Source organism: Halomonas sp. BC1, assembly GCF_002078135.1.
Lineage (GTDB): Bacteria > Pseudomonadota > Gammaproteobacteria > Pseudomonadales > Halomonadaceae > Vreelandella > Vreelandella stevensii.
Genome location: NZ_LFGS01000019.1, coordinates 163,126 through 182,721, shown reverse-complemented (window position 1 = coordinate 182,721; position 19,596 = coordinate 163,126). Strand labels below are relative to the sequence as shown.

The 19,596-nt window shown below is 59.5% G+C and carries 16 protein-coding genes, 1 tRNA gene and 1 pseudogene; 6 read left to right on the top strand and 12 right to left on the bottom strand.

The genetic code is table 11. From position 1 onward, the window contains the following. Together B7L72_RS18620 and B7L72_RS14910 are read right to left on the bottom strand one after the other, a co-directional pair. Nucleotides 1-2,316: pseudogene (locus B7L72_RS18620) on the bottom strand (calcium-binding protein); the annotation flags it as partial. Nucleotides 2,317-2,597: 281 nt separating this feature from the next. Next, nucleotides 2,598-2,684, bottom strand: a tRNA-Leu gene (locus tag B7L72_RS14910). A gap of 113 nt (nt 2,685-2,797) precedes the next feature. Here B7L72_RS14910 and queA point away from each other — a divergent pair. From queA to secF, 5 genes are all read left to right on the top strand, one after another. Continuing rightward, nucleotides 2,798-3,829, top strand: a complete 1,032-nt coding sequence (queA, locus tag B7L72_RS14905) for a tRNA preQ1(34) S-adenosylmethionine ribosyltransferase-isomerase QueA (RefSeq protein WP_081136564.1) — start codon at nt 2,798-2,800, stop codon at nt 3,827-3,829. 53 nt (nt 3,830-3,882) lie between these two features. Continuing rightward, nucleotides 3,883-5,010, top strand: a complete 1,128-nt coding sequence (gene tgt / locus B7L72_RS14900; RefSeq protein WP_139788520.1) for a tRNA guanosine(34) transglycosylase Tgt — start codon at nt 3,883-3,885, stop codon at nt 5,008-5,010. Between the two features lie 74 nt (nt 5,011-5,084). Further along, on the top strand, nt 5,085-5,411 hold the full coding sequence (gene yajC, locus B7L72_RS14895) for a preprotein translocase subunit YajC (RefSeq protein WP_016914910.1): 327 nt from the start codon (nt 5,085-5,087) through the stop codon (nt 5,409-5,411). 134 nt (nt 5,412-5,545) lie between these two features. After that, complete coding sequence (gene secD / locus B7L72_RS14890) at nt 5,546-7,399, top strand: protein translocase subunit SecD (protein WP_081195274.1); 1,854 nt, start codon at nt 5,546-5,548, stop codon at nt 7,397-7,399. Nucleotides 7,400-7,447: 48 nt separating this feature from the next. Further along, nucleotides 7,448-8,374, top strand: a complete 927-nt coding sequence (gene secF / locus B7L72_RS14885; RefSeq protein WP_081195272.1) for a protein translocase subunit SecF — start codon at nt 7,448-7,450, stop codon at nt 8,372-8,374. 72 nt (nt 8,375-8,446) lie between these two features. On the opposite strand, the gene B7L72_RS14880 is transcribed toward secF, so the two are convergent. From B7L72_RS14880 to B7L72_RS14840, 9 genes are read right to left on the bottom strand one after another with little or no spacing between them, the layout of a single operon-like run. Next, on the bottom strand, nt 8,447-9,658 hold the full coding sequence (locus tag B7L72_RS14880; RefSeq protein WP_081195270.1) for a M20/M25/M40 family metallo-hydrolase: 1,212 nt from the start codon (nt 9,656-9,658) through the stop codon (nt 8,447-8,449). An 11-nt stretch (nt 9,659-9,669) separates the two neighbouring features. Continuing rightward, a complete protein-coding gene (locus B7L72_RS14875; RefSeq protein ID WP_081195268.1) occupies nt 9,670-11,115 on the bottom strand; it encodes an amidohydrolase family protein in 1,446 nt (481 codons plus the stop codon). A 56-nt stretch (nt 11,116-11,171) separates the two neighbouring features. Next, the gene (locus tag B7L72_RS14870) at nt 11,172-12,188 is read right to left on the bottom strand and encodes an ABC transporter substrate-binding protein (protein WP_081195266.1); all 1,017 of its coding nucleotides are present in this window, start codon (nt 12,186-12,188) and stop codon (nt 11,172-11,174) included. A 19-nt stretch (nt 12,189-12,207) separates the two neighbouring features. Further along, complete coding sequence (locus B7L72_RS14865; protein WP_039180287.1) at nt 12,208-12,987, bottom strand: ABC transporter permease; 780 nt, start codon at nt 12,985-12,987, stop codon at nt 12,208-12,210. A 10-nt stretch (nt 12,988-12,997) separates the two neighbouring features. Continuing rightward, entirely contained in the window at nt 12,998-13,855 is an 858-nt protein-coding gene (locus tag B7L72_RS14860) for an ABC transporter ATP-binding protein (RefSeq protein WP_081195264.1), read from the bottom strand. Next, nucleotides 13,849-15,300, bottom strand: coding sequence for an allantoinase AllB (allB, locus tag B7L72_RS14855; RefSeq protein WP_081195262.1), 1,452 nt, complete (start codon nt 15,298-15,300; stop codon nt 13,849-13,851). Before allB ends, B7L72_RS14860 begins: the two co-directional genes overlap by 7 nt. A 14-nt stretch (nt 15,301-15,314) precedes the next feature. Further along, on the bottom strand, nt 15,315-16,109 hold the full coding sequence (locus B7L72_RS14850) for an SDR family NAD(P)-dependent oxidoreductase (RefSeq protein ID WP_081195260.1): 795 nt from the start codon (nt 16,107-16,109) through the stop codon (nt 15,315-15,317). Between the two features lie 10 nt (nt 16,110-16,119). Then, on the bottom strand, nt 16,120-17,184 hold the full coding sequence (locus B7L72_RS14845; RefSeq protein WP_254893827.1) for an ABC transporter substrate-binding protein: 1,065 nt from the start codon (nt 17,182-17,184) through the stop codon (nt 16,120-16,122). Between the two features lie 35 nt (nt 17,185-17,219). Next, nucleotides 17,220-17,972 (bottom strand): cysteine hydrolase family protein, encoded by a 753-nt coding sequence (locus B7L72_RS14840; protein WP_081195258.1) that lies wholly within the window; start codon nt 17,970-17,972, stop codon nt 17,220-17,222. Nucleotides 17,973-18,076: 104 nt separating this feature from the next. Here B7L72_RS14840 and B7L72_RS14835 point away from each other — a divergent pair, with 104 nt between their 5' ends. Further along, a complete protein-coding gene (locus B7L72_RS14835) occupies nt 18,077-18,985 on the top strand; it encodes a LysR family transcriptional regulator (protein ID WP_081195257.1) in 909 nt (302 codons plus the stop codon). 10 nt (nt 18,986-18,995) lie between these two features. Here the strand turns inward: B7L72_RS14835 and B7L72_RS14830 are convergent, their stop codons facing one another. After that, complete coding sequence (locus B7L72_RS14830) at nt 18,996-19,580, bottom strand: LOG family protein (RefSeq protein ID WP_081195256.1); 585 nt, start codon at nt 19,578-19,580, stop codon at nt 18,996-18,998. Nucleotides 19,581-19,596: the final 16 nt, after the last annotated feature.

The window sequence follows — 19,596 nt, the reverse complement described above, 5'->3', positions numbered from 1 at the left end:
TAGGTCAAAATTATCAAGCCTGCTCAGCTGTGAAAATTGAGCCGGTGTAATTATGGATTCGGTCACACTCACACGCCCCGCCTCATTCAACTGAGGATCAGCACTGGACGCGCTAATAACGTTTTGGAAGCTATCCAAAACAGTCCAGTCAAGCAGCATCTCTCGCGTCAAACCATCTTCTTCGGCATTAACTGCACGGTCTATCAGCAAACGTGTTGCATCAATCAACTCCGCTGCTTCGCGAAGCGTCAAGTCGTTTTTGAGCAGTAGAGTATCTGGGTCAAGAGTATAATTCGCAGGCATTTCAGATGTATTAAGCGCCTGCTCCAAACGATAAGGCACTATCGTGTTGCCCAACACAAAGTTATCCAGCGTGTTTAAATCTGCAAACTGGTCAGGCCTAATGGTGTCGTTGGTTACCATGACACGTGTGGCACCCAATACCGCTGGGCGCTCAAGACCACCTGTCACCAATACATCTTCTACACGTGCGCGAATAGCCCACGTATATATATCTTCAAGCGCGATGGGGGCACTATCAGCATCGTAGTCACCTTCCAGAATTTGCTGCACAAGCACCAAGCGGTCAGCTGCCACCGTTAGCCCGAGATTACCGGACGCAAAGGGCTGGTCCGGATTAAGCAAATACTGAGAGGGTAATTCGTTATTTTGTGACAGCGTAACGGCTTGCTGTAACGTCAAATAGGGTAGGTCGGCACGGGTTTCAATAGTGTCGGATAGACTGCTATCAGGATTTTGCGCATCACGCTGTGCATCGCGCAGCGGGTTACGCACACCTTCACGATAGGCCTCTACATTCAGATTTTCACCCGCCGCATCAATGGCATCCAGCGCCTGCGTCACTTGGCCTGCAATTGTCGGCAAACCCAGTAAATCGGCCATTTCCTGATTACTGAGTGGCGCATCGACATCATCAGCCTCATTAAACGCCTCAGCCAGCAGAGACAGAGCATCCTCATTACTGATACCTGCCGTCGCAGCCATGGCCAACAAACTCGAAACCTTGACACCGGCAATAAGCAAGTCTGCGTTCGGCGACGACTCAGCCAGAGGGTCAGTGTTCACCAGGTCAATACGCTGGTCGAGTCCTAACGCCGTTTTAATAGCCGTTTGGGCGTCCGCATCATTCAAATTAAACTGCTGAGCCAGTTGTACCATCATAGTGGTGAGCGGTGTAATGACGGTCGCCCCCTCAGGCGCCCGCAGCTCACCGACAAAAGGCAGACCGGTCGAGATATCGACCCCGCCAGTCGCGGTCAAGATACCGCTGCCCTGCAAGCCCTCAAAAAAGCCTTCTCGATTGGTCGTCACACTATTAGCGTCAAGCGCTCGTGTAACGGTAGCGCCTGAAATATAGCCATCAATGACATAACCGCTCACCGTTACAGGCGGCTCTGGCGTTGGTTCTGGCTCTGGTTCTGGTGCTGGCTCAGGTGCTGGCGAGCTGCCACCGCCACCACCACCGCCTGCAGCCGCCGCACCTACCGCAATGGCACCACCACCGATATAAAGCCATGGCGGGATATCGGCAAACGAGCTAACCGGCGCACTGTTCGAGCCAGTGGTCCCCGCCGCGGCAGCGGCGCCCGATGGTGCCGACGTAAACGAGGCGCTTGGCACGAACAGTAAATTACCGAAGTCTTCTCCAGCGGCAATGCCTTGCTGCAGGGCATCGCTGGGGCTGATCAACAACAGGTCACCCTGCTCGACCACCGCCCAGCGTGGCACCACGACCTGCGACCCATCGGCCATCGTCACCAGAACGTTCCCGTCCGGCAACAGCTCCCAGGTTTGCACATCCGGCAGCTGACTGAGCGGCACCAGAAGACCGCTGTCATTACCGAGCTGTTGCATGAGAGCGTCCACATCGACCACGACACGCCCGTTGGCCAGCGCCACGTCCGCCGCCGCCAGATCGATACGCTGGCCGCTGTTCATCATCAGTGTGAGGCTGCCGTTGGGCTGGCGAATGACTTCTGACACGCCTTGCAGGTCATTCACTGGCACCATTTTATCGGCCAAGGCCTGCTGGGCGAGCAAGGGCAGGACGAGCGTGGCGGCCATGCCACCTTGCTTGAGAGTCTTCTGGTTCTTTTCCATCCAGCGGCGCACGAAGGCCACGCGCTCATGGGGATCTGCCGGTACTTCAATGCGCGATACGTCGCTGCGGGTGTCGGCAAGTGCTTGCCAAGCGCCCTGAGCCTCTACGCTGCTGACCCTGACGCCATTGAGTAAATGACCGTTCACAACGCCGGGCTGTGTCGACTTGAGAATATCGGCTGATGACATCACCATTGAGCACATCTCCACTGAAGGTTCGCAAGCGCTCATGGCGAATGCGTTTTCTAATTAGTTAGGCGACCGTCGCCCCGGCAGCCTCACGGAAAGGAGCCATTCAAATGGGGTCAAGTATTTCATAAAGAAGTAGGAAAGAAACCTGAAAAAAGAGGGGGTAATGCCCTGTTTAAGAGCATTAGAAAACACATGGGCGCTCTCGGGCAGAATACCGCGACACGAAAGGACACTTTGGACATGACCAAAAAGGGCCTGACGTTGAACGTCAGGCCCTTCATGTTTGGTGCCGGTGGCCAGACTCGAACTGGCACACCCGTAAAGGCGGCGGATTTTGAATCCGCTGCGTCTACCAATTCCGCCACACCGGCATAGGAGGCGCATTATACGGAGTTAACCTGCAAGGTCAATCACATCGACTGACTTTATACGCCTAAAGCGCTATCCTAGGCGGCTTGTTTGACCACCGAAAGAGCACTTCCCCATGCAGCGAGCAGATTTCCATTTCGAGCTACCCGATGAGCTGATTGCTCGCTATCCGTCCGAGCAGCGCAGCGATTGCCGCTTGCTATGTGTGGATGGCCAGAGCGGTGCGCTGGCGCATCGTCGCTTTCCCGATCTGCTGGAGCTGCTGGAGCCAGGTGACCTGCTGGTATTCAACGACACCCGAGTGATACCGGCACGCCTGCACGGCCACAAGGCCAGTGGCGGAAAAGTCGAGATGCTGCTGGAGCGCCCGCTGGACAGCCACCGTGGGCTTGCCCATCTGCGTTCCAGCAAGTCGCCCAAGCCGGGCACCGAGCTGATCTTCGAAGGCGACATTCATGCCGTGGTGGAAGGCCGCCGCGATGCGCTGTTCGAGCTGCGCTTTCTGGGCGATACGCCGATGATTGCTCTGCTGGAGCAGCACGGCCATATGCCGCTGCCGCCCTACATCACTCGGGAAGACGAGCTGAGCGACCGTGAACGCTATCAGACCGTGTATGCGCGCCGCGATGGGGCCGTGGCCGCTCCTACGGCGGGGCTGCACTTCGATCAGCCGCTGCTGGATGCACTGGCCGAAAAAGGCATTCAAAGTGCCTTCGTGACCCTGCATGTGGGCGCAGGCACCTTTCAGCCCGTGCGCGTCGACAACATCCTCGAACACCACATGCACAGCGAGTGGATCGAGGTCACCGAAGCCACCTGCCAGCAGGTGCGTGATACCCTGGCGGCCGGCAAGCGCGTGGTAGCGGTAGGCACCACCAGCGTGCGCTGCCTGGAGAGTGCCTGCATGAAAAGCAGCGACGGTAAGATCGCCCCGTTCAGCGGCGATACCGATATCTTTATCTACCCTGGCTACCAGTGGCGCTGTGTCAATGCACTGATCACCAACTTTCACCTGCCCGAGTCGACGCTGCTGATGCTGGTGTCGTCCTTTGCAGGCTATGACCACATCATGCACGCCTACCGCACGGCGGTAGAAGAGCGCTACGCCTTCTTCAGCTATGGCGATGCCATGCTGCTCACCCGCTAGCGCTGTGCCACCCGATAGATCAACGAGCGACTGTGATGCGAAACGAATGCTTTATGCGCTTTGAGCGCCTTGCGGAAGACGGCCGTGCGCGCCGGGGCCGCCTTCACTTCCCACGGGGAACGGTAGAGACGCCAGCCTTCATGCCGGTGGGTACCTACGGCACCGTCAAGGGCATGACGCCCGAGTCGGTGAAAGAGATTGGCGCGGAAATCATCCTGGGCAACACCTTCCACCTCTGGCTGCGCCCGGGCACCGATGTCATCGAAGCCCACGGCGACTTGCACGACTTCGCCCAATGGGACAAGCCGATCCTCACCGACTCAGGCGGCTTTCAGGTCTTCTCGCTGGGCGAGATGCGCAAGATCACCGAGCAAGGCGTGCACTTCCGCTCGCCGGTGGACGGCAGCAAAGTGTTCATGGGGCCGGAAGAGTCCATGGCCGTGCAGCGCTCGCTGGGCTCTGACGTGGTGATGATCTTCGATGAGTGCACCCCCTACCCAGCCACTTTCGAAGAGGCCGAGAAGTCGATGGAGCTGTCGCTGCGCTGGGCCAAGCGCTCACGCACGGCTCACGGTGACTCGCCTTCGGCACTGTTCGGCATCATTCAGGGCGGCATGTACCCCGAACTGCGCGAACGCTCGCTCAAGGGGCTGCTGGACATTGGCTTCGACGGCCTGGCCATCGGCGGCCTGTCGGTGGGTGAGCCCAAGGAAGAGATGATCAAGGTCCTCGACTACCTGCCCACCTGGATGCCCGACGACACCCCGCGTTACCTGATGGGGGTCGGCAAACCCGAGGATCTGGTCGAGGGCGTGCGCCGCGGCGTAGACATGTTCGACTGCGTCATGCCGACCCGCAATGCGCGTAACGGGCACCTGTTCACCTCGGACGGCATCGTCAAGATCCGCAATGCCAAGCACCGCTTCGACACGCGTCCACTGGATGAAGAGTGCGACTGCTACACCTGCCAGCATTTTTCCCGTGGCTACCTGCACCACCTGGACCGCTGCAACGAAATGCTCGGTTCGATGCTCAACACCATCCATAACTTGCGCTACTACCAGCGCGTCATGGCTGATTTGCGCGCGGCAATCGAAGCGGGTACATTGACGACCTTTGTGGAAGGCTTCTATGCACGGCGCGGCTTGCCGGTGCCTCCCCTTGCGGGACCTGAAACCTGATAACTAACCGCCACCGGCCATGCTGAGTGGCGTCAACCGGTTCACCCATTGTTCTAACTCAGGAGTTCTCTGCAATGCTGGATTTCTTCATCTCACCAGCCCATGCCCAGGAAGCCGCCGCTGGCGGTGGTATTGCGCAAATCGTCATGCTCGTCGGCTTTGTGCTGATTTTCTACTTCCTGCTGTGGCGCCCCCAGGCAAAACGTGCCAAGCAGCACCGTCAGCTGGTCTCCAGCCTGGCCAAGGGTGATGAAGTGGTCATCGGTGGTGGCCTGGTAGGCCGCGTGACCAAAGTCAGCGATGAGTTCCTGACCCTGGAAGTATCGGAAGGTACCGAAGTCAACGTGCAGAAGAATGCCGTGGCTGCCGTACTGCCCAAGGGCACCATTAAGTCCATCTAACGCTCGCACCTCCCCCTGCCGACTCCGTGCCAGCCACCCCGGCAGGGGTGACATGGTAGCGTCGATGGTGAACGTTGCTGTGCACAACTTGTCTGTGCACAGCGATTCCGTTTGTAATTGAAGGCAGGGCTTGCATGCTCAACCGTTACCCCCTGTGGAAGTATCTGCTGATACTGGTCGTCCTGGTGGTTGGCCTTATCTATTCGCTTCCCAATCTATTTCCCGCCGATCCCGCCATTCAGGTGAGCGATGCCCAAGGCAACATGCTCGATGAGCGGCAAATCAATCGCGTCGAACAAGCGCTGACCGACAACGACATTGCCATCAAGGCCGTGGAAGAGGTCGACGGGCAGTGGTTGATTCGCTTGCAAAGCAACGATGACCAGCTGAATGCGCGGGATATCGCGACTGACGTGCTGGGTAGCGGCGCCACCGTTGCCTTGAACCTGGCGGAAGCCACGCCTGGTTGGCTGCAGGCCTTCTCCGCCACACCCATGACGCTGGGTCTGGACCTGCGCGGCGGCGTTCACTTCCTGCTGGAAGTCGACATGGAAGCAGCCCTGACCCAGCGCCTGGAAGTCAATGCCAGCGCCATCCGTGAACTGCTGCGTGGCGAGCGCATCCGTTACCGCAATACGGAGATCGCCGAGCGTTCGCTGTCCATCGATTTTGCCAGCAGCGAAGATCGCGACGCTGCTCGCCGATTGATCAGCCGCGACTTCCCCAACTTCGATTACAGCAACCAGGGCGATGGCCGAGCCTCCCGTCTGGTCATGTCACTCAGCGACGCAACGGTCAGCGAGATTCAGGACTATGCGGTCAACCAGAACCTGACCACCCTGCGTAACCGTGTCGACGAGCTGGGCGTGGCCGAGCCAATGGTACAGCGCCAGGGCCCCAGCCAGATCGTGGTCGAGCTGCCCGGCATTCAGGACACGGTGGCAGCCAAGCGCATCGTCGGCGCCACGGCCAACCTGGAGTTCCGCCTGGAAGCGCGTAACGACACGCCCGACATGGAAACCGAGCGCTTCGACTTCCGTAACGACAGCGGCCGTTCTGCAGACCTGATGCGGGACGTGATCATTACCGGTGACAGCGTTTCCAGCGCTAGCCACAGCTTCGATGAAAATGGCCGCCCACAGGTCAACATCAACCTGGATGGCACCGGCGGTACATTGATGAACCGCGCCACGCGCACCAACATCGGGCGCAACATGGCGGTGCTGTTCATCGAGCACAAGAGCGAAGACCGCGTCGAGACCGACCCGGAGACTGGCGAGCAGACCATCATTCGCGAGCCCTACACGGAGCGCGGCTTGATCAGCCTGGCGACCATTCAGAGCGCACTGGGCAACAGCTTCCGCATTACCGGGCTCGACTCGCCCACCGAAGCCGCCGAACTGGCCCTGCTGCTGCGCTCAGGCTCTCTGGCAGCGCCCATCTACTTCGTACAGGAACGTACCATCGGCCCAAGCCTGGGTCAGGAGAACATCGAACGCGGCCTGCTCTCGGTTCAGATTGGCCTGCTGCTGGTGGTGATGTTCATGCTGATCCGCTACAAGGTGTTCGGCATCTTCGCCAACGTGGCGCTGGCGCTCAACCTGACCCTGCTGATTGCCGTGATGTCGATGCTGGGAGCTACCCTCACCTTGCCGGGCATTGCCGGTATCGTGCTGACTCTGGGTATGGCGGTGGATGCCAACGTGTTGATCTTCGAACGCATACGCGAGGAGCTGCGCAACGGCCTGTCGATTCAACAAGCCATTCATGCGGGTTACGAGCGTGCCTTCACCTCGATCGTGGATGCCAACATCACCACCCTGCTGGTGGCCATCATCCTGTTCTCGATTGGTACTGGCCCGGTCAAAGGCTTCGCGGTCACGCTCTCCATCGGTATCCTGACCTCGATGTTCACGGCCCTGCTGGTCACGCGCGCCATGGTCAACCTCACCTATGGCAGCAAGCCCGTCAAGAAGCTCTGGATCTGATCTCGTGAAGCAGACATACGCGCTCCGCACAGAATTGAAGAGGTGGTAATGAAACCCCTATCGCAGCTACGCATCGACTTCATGGGACGACGCAACCTTGCGTTCATCGTCTCGGCGGTGATGCTGATCGTCTCTATCGGTGCCATCGTTGTTCAGCAGCTCAACCTGGGGCTGGACTTCACGGGCGGCACCCTGGTCGAAGTACGTTACGGTGCCGCACCGTCGCTGGATGCCATTCGCCAACTGCTGGAAAACAGCGGTTTTCAGGATGTGTCCGTGCAAACCTTCGGTGCTTCCACCGAAATCCTGATTCGCCTGCAGCAGGCCTTTGACCCCGACATCGGCAGCGAGATCGTCGGACTGCTGCGCGCCGAAGGCGCTGACGTCAACCTGGTCCGCGCAGAGTTCGTGGGTGCTCAGGTAGGCGAGCAACTGCGCGACCAGAGCGGCATGGGCATGCTGGTAGCCCTCGGCGTCGTGATGGTTTACGTGGCCTTGCGCTTTCAGTACAAGTTCGCCATCGGCGCCCTGCTGGCATTGATGCACGACGTGATCATCGTGGTGGGCATCTTCGCGCTGTTCCAGCTCGACTTCAACCTGACGGTACTGGCGGCCCTGCTCGCGGTTATCGGCTACTCCCTCAACGATACCATCGTGGTATACGACCGTATCCGGGAAGCCATTCGTACGTCGCGTATCGATGACATGCCACAAATCATCAACGAAGCGATCAATGCCACCCTATCCCGTACGCTGGCAACGTCCGGCACCACCATCCTGGTACTGCTGGCCCTGCTGATGTTGGGCGGCGACATGATCAACAATTTCGCCATCGCATTGCTGATAGGCGTGGGTGTGGGTACGTTCTCCTCCATCTACATCTCTGGCGCCCTGCTGATTCCGCTCAAGCTTTCTCGGGAAGACCTGATCCCGACCAGGAAAGAAGTGGATGAAGAGGAAGAAGAGCTGCCGTAAGGCGTGAGCTCCCTTCAGCAAAAGGCCTTGCCGCGAAAGCGACAAGGCCTTTTTCTTTGTATTAGCGACTGATCAAGCGAGTAACCGCTTGAGGCTATTGGCGACGACCAAAGCGGCATCGGTCAACAGATGAACCGGCACACGTTCGTCCGCACGGTGCCCATTGGCGTCGAGCGGGTCCTTGGGGCCCGCGCCATACATGATGGTCGGAACGCCCGCTTCACTATAGTGGCGAGCATCGGTGTACAAAGGCATGGCGCCGGTACCTACGGGAACTCCCAGCACCTTTTGTGCCTCACTGGCAAACAGGCTGGCGACCTTTTCGGAATCAGGTGTCGAGGTGAACGGCTTGGCCAATAGGCGTCGCTGGATGCTCACGCGTATGGCGCTCTCAGGTACCGCTGCTTCGATCACTGACCGCAACTCTTGCTCGACGACATCCGGCGATTCCTCAGGAATGATCCGCCTATCGATGGTCATGACCACACGGTCGGGCACCACATTCGTATTGATGCCTCCCTCGATGGTGCCGACCACCAACGAGGGAGCATTGACCCCAGGGTAAGCGGAGACTTTTTCAGCCAGGGTTTCACGGTAGCGATAGAGAGCGCTCAGCACGGGCAGGGACGCTTCAATGGCATCACTACCGGTGTGATGCCAGGCGGCATGAGCAGAGCGCCCTTCGAGCACGACCTCCAGGTGCAGGCAACCGTTGTGGGCAGTGATCACCTGATATGAAAAAGCGGCACACACGGCATAATCCGGTCGAGAAATACCCTCGGACAGTAGCCAGGCAGGCCCCGTAAAACCGCCGGTCTCTTCGTCGTAGGTAAAGTGCAGTTCGACACTGCCCGTCTCCAGCGCTTGCGTATCAATCAACGCCTTCAGCGCGTAGGCATAGGTCACGAAGTCACTTTTGGAAACGGCGGCTCCCCGTCCATACAGCCAGCCCAGGTCGACTTCCCCGCCATACGGGTCCTTGCTCCAGCCTCCCCCCGCGGGCACCACGTCCCCATGGGCATTGAGCGCGACGACGGGACCAGGTCCAAAACGATGTCGCACCACCAGATTGGTGACTCGTTGCAATCCATGCTGCCGACATAATGCGCTGGGCACTGGGTGTTGCTCGACCTCGAAGCCCAGTTTTTCTAGCCATTCGGTGGCACACTGCGCGTGGGCTATACCATCACCCGGGGGGTTGTCCGAAGGCACTTGTACCAGTTGCCGAAGCATGGCCACCTGCTCGTCTGCGCGCTGCTCCAGCCAGTGTTTCAAATGATTCATCGACTAACTCCTTAACAACATCCCATGCGGTCGCGGTAGTAAGCGGCTACATGATGTTCGATGGCGGGCCAGGCACGCTGCAGGTCAGCGCGCTGGTGCAAGGCGTGGCGATACATATCACGCAGCTCCTCGTGAACCTGCTCAAGATCCAGCGTCATGAGTTTGCCGCGCTCGACGATCTGCTTCCCACTGACCACGACGCTGTCCAGGTGGCGGCGGGTAGCCCGTGCAAACAGCAAATCCACGCTGTCCACCTTCATCAGGTCATCTCCATTCAAGCGATCGAGATCCAGCGTGATCCAGTCGGCGACATCGCCCTGCTCCAGTAAGGCCGGGTGCTCCCAGCCCAGCGACATGCGCCCCACGCTGGTGGCAGCGGTCAACATTCGCTGGCGAGTAGCGTCATCGGAAAAACCTGGCGGTGCATGCAGCAGTGCATTGAGGCGCACTTCTCTCAATGCATCGTCGTCTTCGTCCAGCGCACAACCATCGATGCCCATGGCTACCTTGCAACCTGTTTGCCACATGTTGCCGACGGGAGCGATGCCCGAGCGCAGATGCAGGTTGGAACTCGTGTTGACGGCAATGGTGGCCCCCGCCGACGCTATCTGCTCAAGCTCTTCGGGCCGCGCCCAGACACAGTGCGCCAGGGTAAGACGCGGCGACAGCAATCCGATGTCGGCCAGGTACCGAACGATGCCTTGAGGAAAGTGATGGTCGGCCCACTCTCGCTGATAACGTGTTTCCAGCAGGTGCATATGCACACGACGCCCGCTCTGCGCCGACGCATCGGCAATCTCACGCAGCAGCTCATCGGAACACCACTGCACGCCGGTCGGGCCGAACTGCAGATTCAACGCTACCCCCTCCAGCGACGCTGCCATGGCCTCGACTTGCCGGACCTGCTCAGCCGGGGTCATGGATGGCAGGCTGAAATAGCGCTGGATGACGTGTTGCTCTTCCTGCTTCAGCTGCGCTGTCAGCGCGCCATGGTCGCCGTATACGAGAGGGTTTCGATCACGCATCCCTACGGCAAAGGTCAGTCGAATGCCTACGTCCTGGGCAGCCTGGGCCACTTTCCTGACTTCATCGACCAACGAGTCCAGCCCCTGAGGCCGCGTGCAGTGCATCATGACGGCAGCACAGCCGCCTTCGGCGGCACGCCCAAACGCTGCACAGGCCGCCACGTAAGGGTCCACGGACGGCATCACGGCCAGGCGCAGCAGCCAGGTTTCCAGCGGTTTTCCCGCAGCACCAAACGAACTGGTGGACAATGGGCGGCCATGATCATGGGCATTCGCCAAGGCCGGCATGACCAGCCGTTTTTCTCGGGTGGCTGTCGTGTGTGCCGTGCTCATGACCTCCGCGATGCGCCCATCACGCACCTGCAGCGAACAAGGCCCTTCCAATTGAAAAGCGCTGCCGCGCAGTGCGGCAGCAAAGGTGTGGTGGCTCATGAAGGCCTCTCCAGTACAACGATGATGGTGACGCTCTGGCGAGCTTGGTGGCATCGTCAAAGCGTGCGCTCATCGAGGGGCGGCAAGAATTCCGCGCTGTAGATATCGGCCACGTCCGGCGTAGTGGGCAGCTCGTATAGCGCGACGATGGTGTCAATCGAACGCGCCAGCCGTTCCTCATCGAGCGCTCCCACGCCTAGCGCTCTGGATTCGTCAGACACGATGACATTGTCGAGGGCAAACTGGAGTCGGCGCGTTTCCGCTTCCCGGTCGAGAAACCCTTCTTCCCGCAACAGTGCGGCGATGCCCGCCTCGGGGTCCTGTATCACGTCCTGCACGGCACGGTTGATCGCCCGAACCAACCCGGCCACTGCCGTGGGCTGCTCCTGCATCATCGTTCGAGAGACCATCACGCCATTCGAGTACACCTCGACGCCATAGTCACCGTAGGGAAACCAGCGATAGTCGCTATCGGGATCATGCCCCTGCGACACCAGGTTCATGTAGCTGGTCACATTGAAGACCAGTGACCCATCGACATCACCTCGATGGAGCAACTGCTCCTGCAGGTTGGGGGCGACGTTGGTAATGCTGACCTGCGCCAGGTCGATCCCGGCGGCCTCGGCGAAGGCGGGAAACAGGCGCGTGGAAGCACTACCGGCAGGAGCGCCCAACGTGGCCCCTTCGATATCGTCGATCCCCTGGATGGGGCCATCGGCTTTCGTCAGCAGGGCAAACGGCGGCTGGTTGTATATCTGGTAGACCATGACCGGGGTCTGCTCGGGTCGCTCGGCGGCGTTTTGAATCAGCGCATTGATATCGCCAAAACCAGCATCATAGGCGCCCGACATGATCCGGCTGACCGTTGCCGCAGAGCCATCGCCCTGATCGATGCGTACATCCAGCCCCTCCTCCTCGAAGTAACCGCGCTCCTTGGCCAGGAAGTACCAGGCATGTACCCCCTGAAAACTCCAGTCCAGCGTGAAATTGACTCGCGTCAACTCGGCGTTCGCCGTCATCGGCATCAACAGGCATGCCCACCACAGGCGTTTGAGGTATGAAACACTTTTCATGGTTATCTCCTTGAAACGTTCAAGCCGCAGGCAGCTCTGATTTACGCATGGCCCAGCCCGTTACCTTGCGCTCGATCAGAGAGAAGACCAGGTATAGGGTGACGCCGAGCATGGCGAGCAGGAAGAGCCCCGAAAACACGAGGGGGACATCGAAGCTGGAGGTGGCAATCATCATGACGTTGCCAATGCCTCGGTTAGAGGCAATGGTTTCTGCCAATACCGTGCCGACGAAGGCCAGTGTGATCGCCACTTTCAGAGAGGCAAAAAAGTAGGGCATGGCGCGTGGGATGCCCACGTTCCAGAGAATCTCGCGCTTCTTGGCCCCCAGGGATTTGAGCACGTCTTCCAGCTCGGGCTCCGTGGTCGCCAGCCCCGTAGCCACATTCACTACCACGGGGAAAATACAGATGATGAAAGAGGTCAGCACGGCGGGCACGGTGCCACTGCCAAACCAGAGCACGAAGATCGGCACCACCGCCACCTTGGGAATCGATGAGAAGCCGACCAGCAGGGGGTAAGCCGTATCGTAGGCCACCTTCGAAGAGCCGACGATGGCCCCCAGCACCAGGCCTGCCGTTACTCCCATGACAAAGCCGGTGAGCGTCGTGCTCAATGTCTGCATGACATGGGGTAGCAACTGCGGAAAGCGTGCAATCAGGGTCTCCATGACCTGACTGGGCCGTGGCAGCACGATTTCCGGCACGCCAAACACTAGGCAAATGACTTCCCAGGCGACGAAGAAGCCCAGAATCAACAGCGCTGCCGCAAGTTTCTGGCGTAGTTTATCGACGAGTTCCATGGGACTTCTCCTAGGCAGCATCTGGCCGAGTGTGGGTGATCAACTCACGCAGTTGCTGCGTGAGCTGGACGAAGTCCTGCTCGTAGGTCATGGGAATGGTGCGCGGCCTGGGCAGGTGGACTTTCTGATCATCGATGATCTTGCCGGGGCGCGGGCTCATGACGCAGATACGCGTCCCCAGGTAAGCCGCCTCGCGCAGGTCGTGGGTGACCAGCAGTACCGTGGGCTGGCTCTCCAGCCACAGGTTCTGCAGGATTCCCCACAGCTCTTCACGGGTGAACTGGTCCAACGCGCCGAAAGGTTCATCCAGCAGCAGCAGTTCCGGGTCATGAATCAAGGCCCGACACAGTGACGCCCGTTGCAGCATGCCACCGGAGAGTTGCCAGGGCTGTTTGTCGCCAAACCCCTTCAGGCCGACTTTTTCCAGCAATGCTTCGGCCCGATCGCGAAACTCCCCTTTCCGCGCCTGACGATAGCGTGAGCGAAACGGCGGTACGATTTTCAAGGGCAACATGACATTGTCACGCACACTCAGCCAAGGCAGCATGGTCGGGTTTTGAAAGGCCATGCCAACGCCCACCCGCTTGGCACCGACTTCGCGCCCTCCGACATGCACATGCCCCGATGACGGCGCCAGCAAGTCACTGACCAGCTTGAGGATGGTCGACTTGCCGCATCCGGATGGCCCCACCAGGGCCACGAACTCCCCTTGCTCTACCTTCAAGTGTGTTGGTGCAAGTGCCTGGGTCATCTTCTTGCCACGACCATAAATCACCTCTGCTCCCTCCAGCTTGATGGCCTCCCTGCCAGCCTCACTCTGCGGCTCTGCGGTCACGGTCGTCTGGTTGCCTACGGACATGGTTAACATGATGCTAGCTCCCCTTGTTGGACGTTCGCCCTGGCCACTTCGGCGGCCAGCGTCTTGTCACTGTTTACGAGCGTTGGCAGGGTCATTTGCTGCACCCTCTTCACGGACATGCCGGTGCCTTTGGCGGCGGTTTGCAGGGCACGGTCTCGCATGACAAAGCGCCCACGCACCAGGGTATGCACCGGCATTCCCGTCACGGCCCAGCCATGAAATGGCGTGGCCCGCGCACGATGGGAATGCAGCGCTTGCTGATCGATGACCTCACGGCGCTCGAGATCGACGATGGCAATATCGGCATCCGCCCCCACCATGAGTGCGCCTTTCCGTGGGTACAGCCCCCAGGCCTTGGCGGGAGCAACGGCACTGATGCGCACGTAATCCTGCAGAGTGATACGCCCTTCGCTGACAGCGGTCAGCATCAAGGGCATTTGCGTTTCGACGCCTGGAAAGCCGCAATCTGCCTCCCAAATCACCTCCTTGTACTGCTCTTCTGGCGTATGGGGCGCATGGTCCGTGGCAATCATGTCGACCGTGCCATCACGCAACGCTTCCCAGAGTGCTTCGCTATCCTTGGCCTCGCGAATGGGCGGGTTCACGCGCATCAGACTGCCCAGCGACGCGTAGTCATGAGTGTCCATCATCAAATAGTGGGGACAGGTTTCACTGGTGATATCGACGCCACGCTGTTTTGCCTCACGCATGGGCCTTAGCTCGGCGGCCGAGGAAACGTGCAGAACGTGAATACGAGCTCCCGTCCATTCGGCCAGAATGGCGGCGCGTGAGACGGCCTCCACCGCCACCACATCCGGGCGCGCAGCCACGTGCGCCAGCGCGTCATTGCGGCCCGCCTTGCGCAAGCGCTCGTAACGCCACGCCATGATGGAGGCGGTCTCGGCGTGTAGGGAGGTGCGCAGGCCATAGGGGGCCACCCGTTCGAAGGCTTCCAGCATCGCCCCGGTGGAAGGCGACGGAAGATTACCGAAGGTGTTCCCCATGAAGCATTTGAAGCCAATCACGCCGCTCTCTGCCAGGGCTTCCAACTGATCGACGTTGTCTTCGGCCATCAGCCCATAAATACCGAAGTCGACATAGGCCTGCTGCTTCGCCAGCGCCAGCTTGTCCTCGAAGGCATCGGGAGTTGCCGTGGGCGGGTGGGTATTGGGCATATCGAAGACGGTGGTGACACCGCCCATGGCCGCTGCCGCCGTGCCGCTCTCCCAGGTTTCCTTGTGGGTGTAGCCTGGCTCTCGAAAGTGCACATGGACGTCAATCGCCCCCGGCAACAGGTGCAAGCCCTTGGCGTCCAATACGTCTTTGGCGGGTGGCATGCTGGCCTCGTCGCCCACGGCAATGATTTTGCCATCGCGGATGGCAATCGCCGCAGGCTGGGTGGCTTCATGGCTGACGACCTGGCCATTGATAATCACGAGATCTGCGTGTGTCATGAGAGGATTCCTTGTCAAAGTGCGGCCCAGCCGCCATCTACGGGCAAGTCGGCGCCGGTGATTTGTCGTGAACGGTCGCTCGCCATGAACAGGCAAGCATCGGCAATGTCCTGGGCGGTGGAAATGCGCTGCAGTGCATAGTCGGCGGCATGTTTCTGGGCCGCTTCCTCTTCGCTGATGCCCAGCTTTGCCGCCATGTCGGGGCACACTTTGCTGCGAAAGCGCTCACCATCGACCATGCCCGGCGCCACGATATTGATGTTGATGTTGTAAGGGCCGGCTTCGAGCGCCATGCTTTTGGTGATCCCCCGCAGGCCCCACTTGGAGGCGGAGTAGGCCATTCGACCTGCCTTGCCACGCATGCCGAAGGTGCCACCCACATTGACGATCTTGCCGCTACGCCGAGCCATCATGCCCGGCAGCACCGCGCGCATGGTGTTGAAGCAGCCTGCCATGTTGAGACGCACGATCTCCTCGAACTCCTCGAACGTCGTTTCCGCGCCCGATTTGCCCACCGGCCCCGAACCGCCAGCCACGTTGACGAGCACATCCGGCACATCGCCAAACGCCTCCTGAATATGCGCTATTGCCCGCTCGCACTGGTCGGAGTGCGTGATGTCACATGCCACCAGCACGACGTCCGCTCCCTGCTCACGCAGCGCTTGCTCCAGCGAGGCTACGGCCTGGGTATCCCTGGCCAACAAGGCCAGCTTTGCCCCCTCTTCGGCGAAGGCTCGGGTAATGGCTTCTCCCATCCCCTTTACCGGCCCCGTAATCGCAACGATCTTGTTACCCAGTTTCAAGTCCATGACGCGGTCCTCATTCGTAAAGGGAGTAAATGCGCTCTTCTTCAGGAGGCAGGAAATCCGTGCGGAACACCTCCTCCAGAGCAGGGGTATGTGCTAGCCCATAGGCCGACACCACGATGTCGATGGCTTCTTGCATGCGCGTTTCATCGATATTGCCCAGGCCGATCTCGGGCAGCTCAGGGTGGTTCATTTCATCTTCGATGGTGGCCGCCAAGCGAGCGGTCTCGACCTGCCGATTGATCAATGGCTCCTGCGCCATGACGGCTTCCATGCCCGCTTCCGGGTCCGCCAGTACGTCGGCAACACCACGGTTGATGGCACGCACCAGCCCGCGCACCGCCTCGGGGTTCTCATCGGCCAGCCGACGCGACACGATGATCGCATTGGAGTAGAGGTCCATGCCGTGGTCGCCGTAGCGAATGAAGCGCAAACGCTCGTCAGGGTCGATACCTGCCAACATGGCGTTGAAACGCACCGTATTGACGAAGCCAAAGGCTGCATCGACCTGCCCACGATTGAGCATTTGCTCACGCAGACGCGGCTCGATGTTCATGATCTCGACACTGTCCGCATCGATGCCTGCCAGCGCGGCAAAGGCCGGAAACAGGCGCAGGGCGCCGTCATTGGCGGGTCCGGCAATGGTTCTGCCTTCGAGGTCAGCGGGTTCATGAATATCGCTGTCTGAAGTCACGGCAATGGTGAAAGGCGGTTGGGTGTAGAGCATGTACACCCCCACAGGCGAATCATCCGGATGGTTGGCGGCGTAGTTGATCAAGGCATTGATATCGCCAAACCCGACATCGTAGGCGCCGGAGGCCACGCTACCCACGGCGGCGCCCGACCCAGACCCTTGATCGATGCGCAGGTCTAGCCCCTCCTCGGCAAAGTAACCTCGCTCCTTGGCGAGAAAGAACCAGGCCTGGGGTCCTTGATACGACCAGTTCAATACCATTCGTAGAGACGTCTCCGCAGAAGCCGGGGCGATCCACAGGGAAACCAGCAGTACCAGGATGGCCCGGCGCCAGGTCTGGATAGCCAACGACATCGTTGTTAAGTGCTTGGTCGATAAGTGCATGGAAGTACCTCCAGTTGAACAGCGAGATGAGCGAGTTACTGCTCGTCCAGCGAGCAGCCCCGCGCAGTGAACCCGTAAAGCTGTCTAATCAACGTCAATGCTGCCTGTCGCGATACGTCAGGCGACGGTGTAGCCACCGCCTCTTCCATGAGCACAACGTTGTAGCCAAGAAACGAGGCATCCTGGAGCGTCGCCATCACGCAACGCTCGGTATTGATGCCTGCCAGTAGCAGCGTGGTGATATCCAGTCGCCGCAGAATGGCGTCCAGTTCGGTATGCCAAAAACCACTGAAACGGCTCTTGTGCACCACGATGTCTTCGTTGGTGGGAGCCAATTCATCGATAGCAGCCGCACCCCACTCGTCACGCACCAAAATGGAGTGGCCTGACGCAGAGCGCTCCCCATAGCCCTGGCGCTGGCCAAACTGACGACCAAACATCAGTTGGCCAGTGCTCAACTCCATGGTGTCGGCGCGCACTCCCCAGTGCAGGTGTATGACCGGCACGTTGCGCTGCCGCGCGCTCGCCATCAGCGTTGCCAAGCCGGGGATGATCTCCCTTGCATAAGCAATATCGATGCCGCTGCTGGCGAACCAGCCCTGTGGATGACAGAAGTCGTTCTGCATATCCACTACCACCAGCGCGCTTCTGGCCAGATCGAGGGTGACCGAGCAGGGGGAAGCCATCAGCGTCAAGCGTTGCGGCTCGGGTGTCTCTCTAACCAGAGAAACCACGGAGGGTCGTGCTCGATTCAATACGCGGTGGGAGGCATCGGGATAGCTGGACATGGCAGTCTCCTTGGTGACTGCTTCAGACTAGCGCCGCCTTTGTGGTGATATCTATTGCTAAAAAATTCGGATAGTGTTCTAAAAAACTCAACACAGGAGAAGACATGAAGCACTTACGCCTGTTCGAATACATCGATGCCGTGGTCAGGGCGGGGTCGATCCGGCGCGCTTCGGAAGCGCTCTACATCACACCCTCTGCGCTGGATCGCCGCATCCAGCAAATCGAAGAAGAGCTGGGCACCCAGATATTCGAGCGCCACTCCAAGGGCATGCGGCTGACCGCAGCAGGCGAGATCTTTCTGGATTACGTGCGCCGCCACATGGCGGACCTGGATAGGGTGCGCTCAGAAATCGAGGGGCTAAAGGGGTTACGCAAGGGCCATGTATCGGTCGTCGCCAGCCAGGCCTTGGCGCTCAAATTCCTGCCTGAGCAGATCCGCCAGTTTCGCGAGCGACATCCGGGGGTCTCTTTTTCGATTCGCATTGCAGACCGAGGCGAAGCCCTGAAAGCGCTGATGTCGTTTGAAGCGGAGCTGGCCGTGGTAGTGTTCCCCAAGATGAGCTCTGAGGTCTTGCAGCTCATCATGGTGGCCCAGCCCGTCGTGGCGCTGATGTCGGCACAGCACCCGTTGGCCGAGCAGCCCAAGGTTCGACTGAGCGAGTGTCTGAATTACCCTCTGGTACTGCCCGACGCTTCGTTGGGGGTCAGGGAGCTGCTGAGCCCGATACTGGTACGCCGTACCCATCAGGCCCAGATCAGCGCCGAGACCAACTCCTTCGAACTGATGCGGGGGCTACTGCAAGATCACCGAAGTGTCGGCTTTCAAATCGCTATCGGCACACCCGACATGGCCCAGGAAAATACCATCATCTCGCGTCCGATCGATGAACGTGACGTGCCCACGGCCCCACTGATTTGCGCCCAGCTCCGGGGCCGCACGCTGTCGGTCGCCGCCGCTCGTTTTGCCGACCAGCTCACTCAATGTCTGGATCAGATGGAGGCCAGCGTATAGCACGCTGGCATCATGCAGACGGCAGCCATTTGGGCACCGTGGTGGGCTGATAGTCGTGCAGTCCCTGCAACAGCTTATGCGGGTCGCTTTCAAGCACGATAGAGCCTCGGTGCTCTGGAGGTAGAAAGCGCTCTGCGATCATATGATCGATAAAGGCCATGAAGGGGTCAAAAAAGCCGTTGATATTGTACAAACCAAGCGGCTTCTGTATTTCGCCCAGTTGATTCAACGTCCACACTTCCATGAACTCTTCCAGGGTGCCAATCCCGCCCGGCAAGGCAATGAAGGCATCCGATAGATCCGCCATCCGGCCTTTGCGCTCACGCATGGTGGCCACCACTTCATGCGTCTGGAGCCCTTGGTGCAGGTGCCCCTTGGCATGCAAGCGTTCGGTGATCACGCCATGGGCCTGCCCCTGAGCTGCCAACAGCGCATCCGCCAGTGCGCCCATCAGCCCTTTGTGGGTGCCGCCGTATACCAGCTTGATACCGCCGTGGGCAAAATGAGTACCCAGTCGTGCAGCGCCCTTGGCATAGTCGGGCGACCCTCCGGCATTGGATCCACAAAAAACGGCTATCGCCGATAGTTCACGCATCGTTTTACCTCCCTAT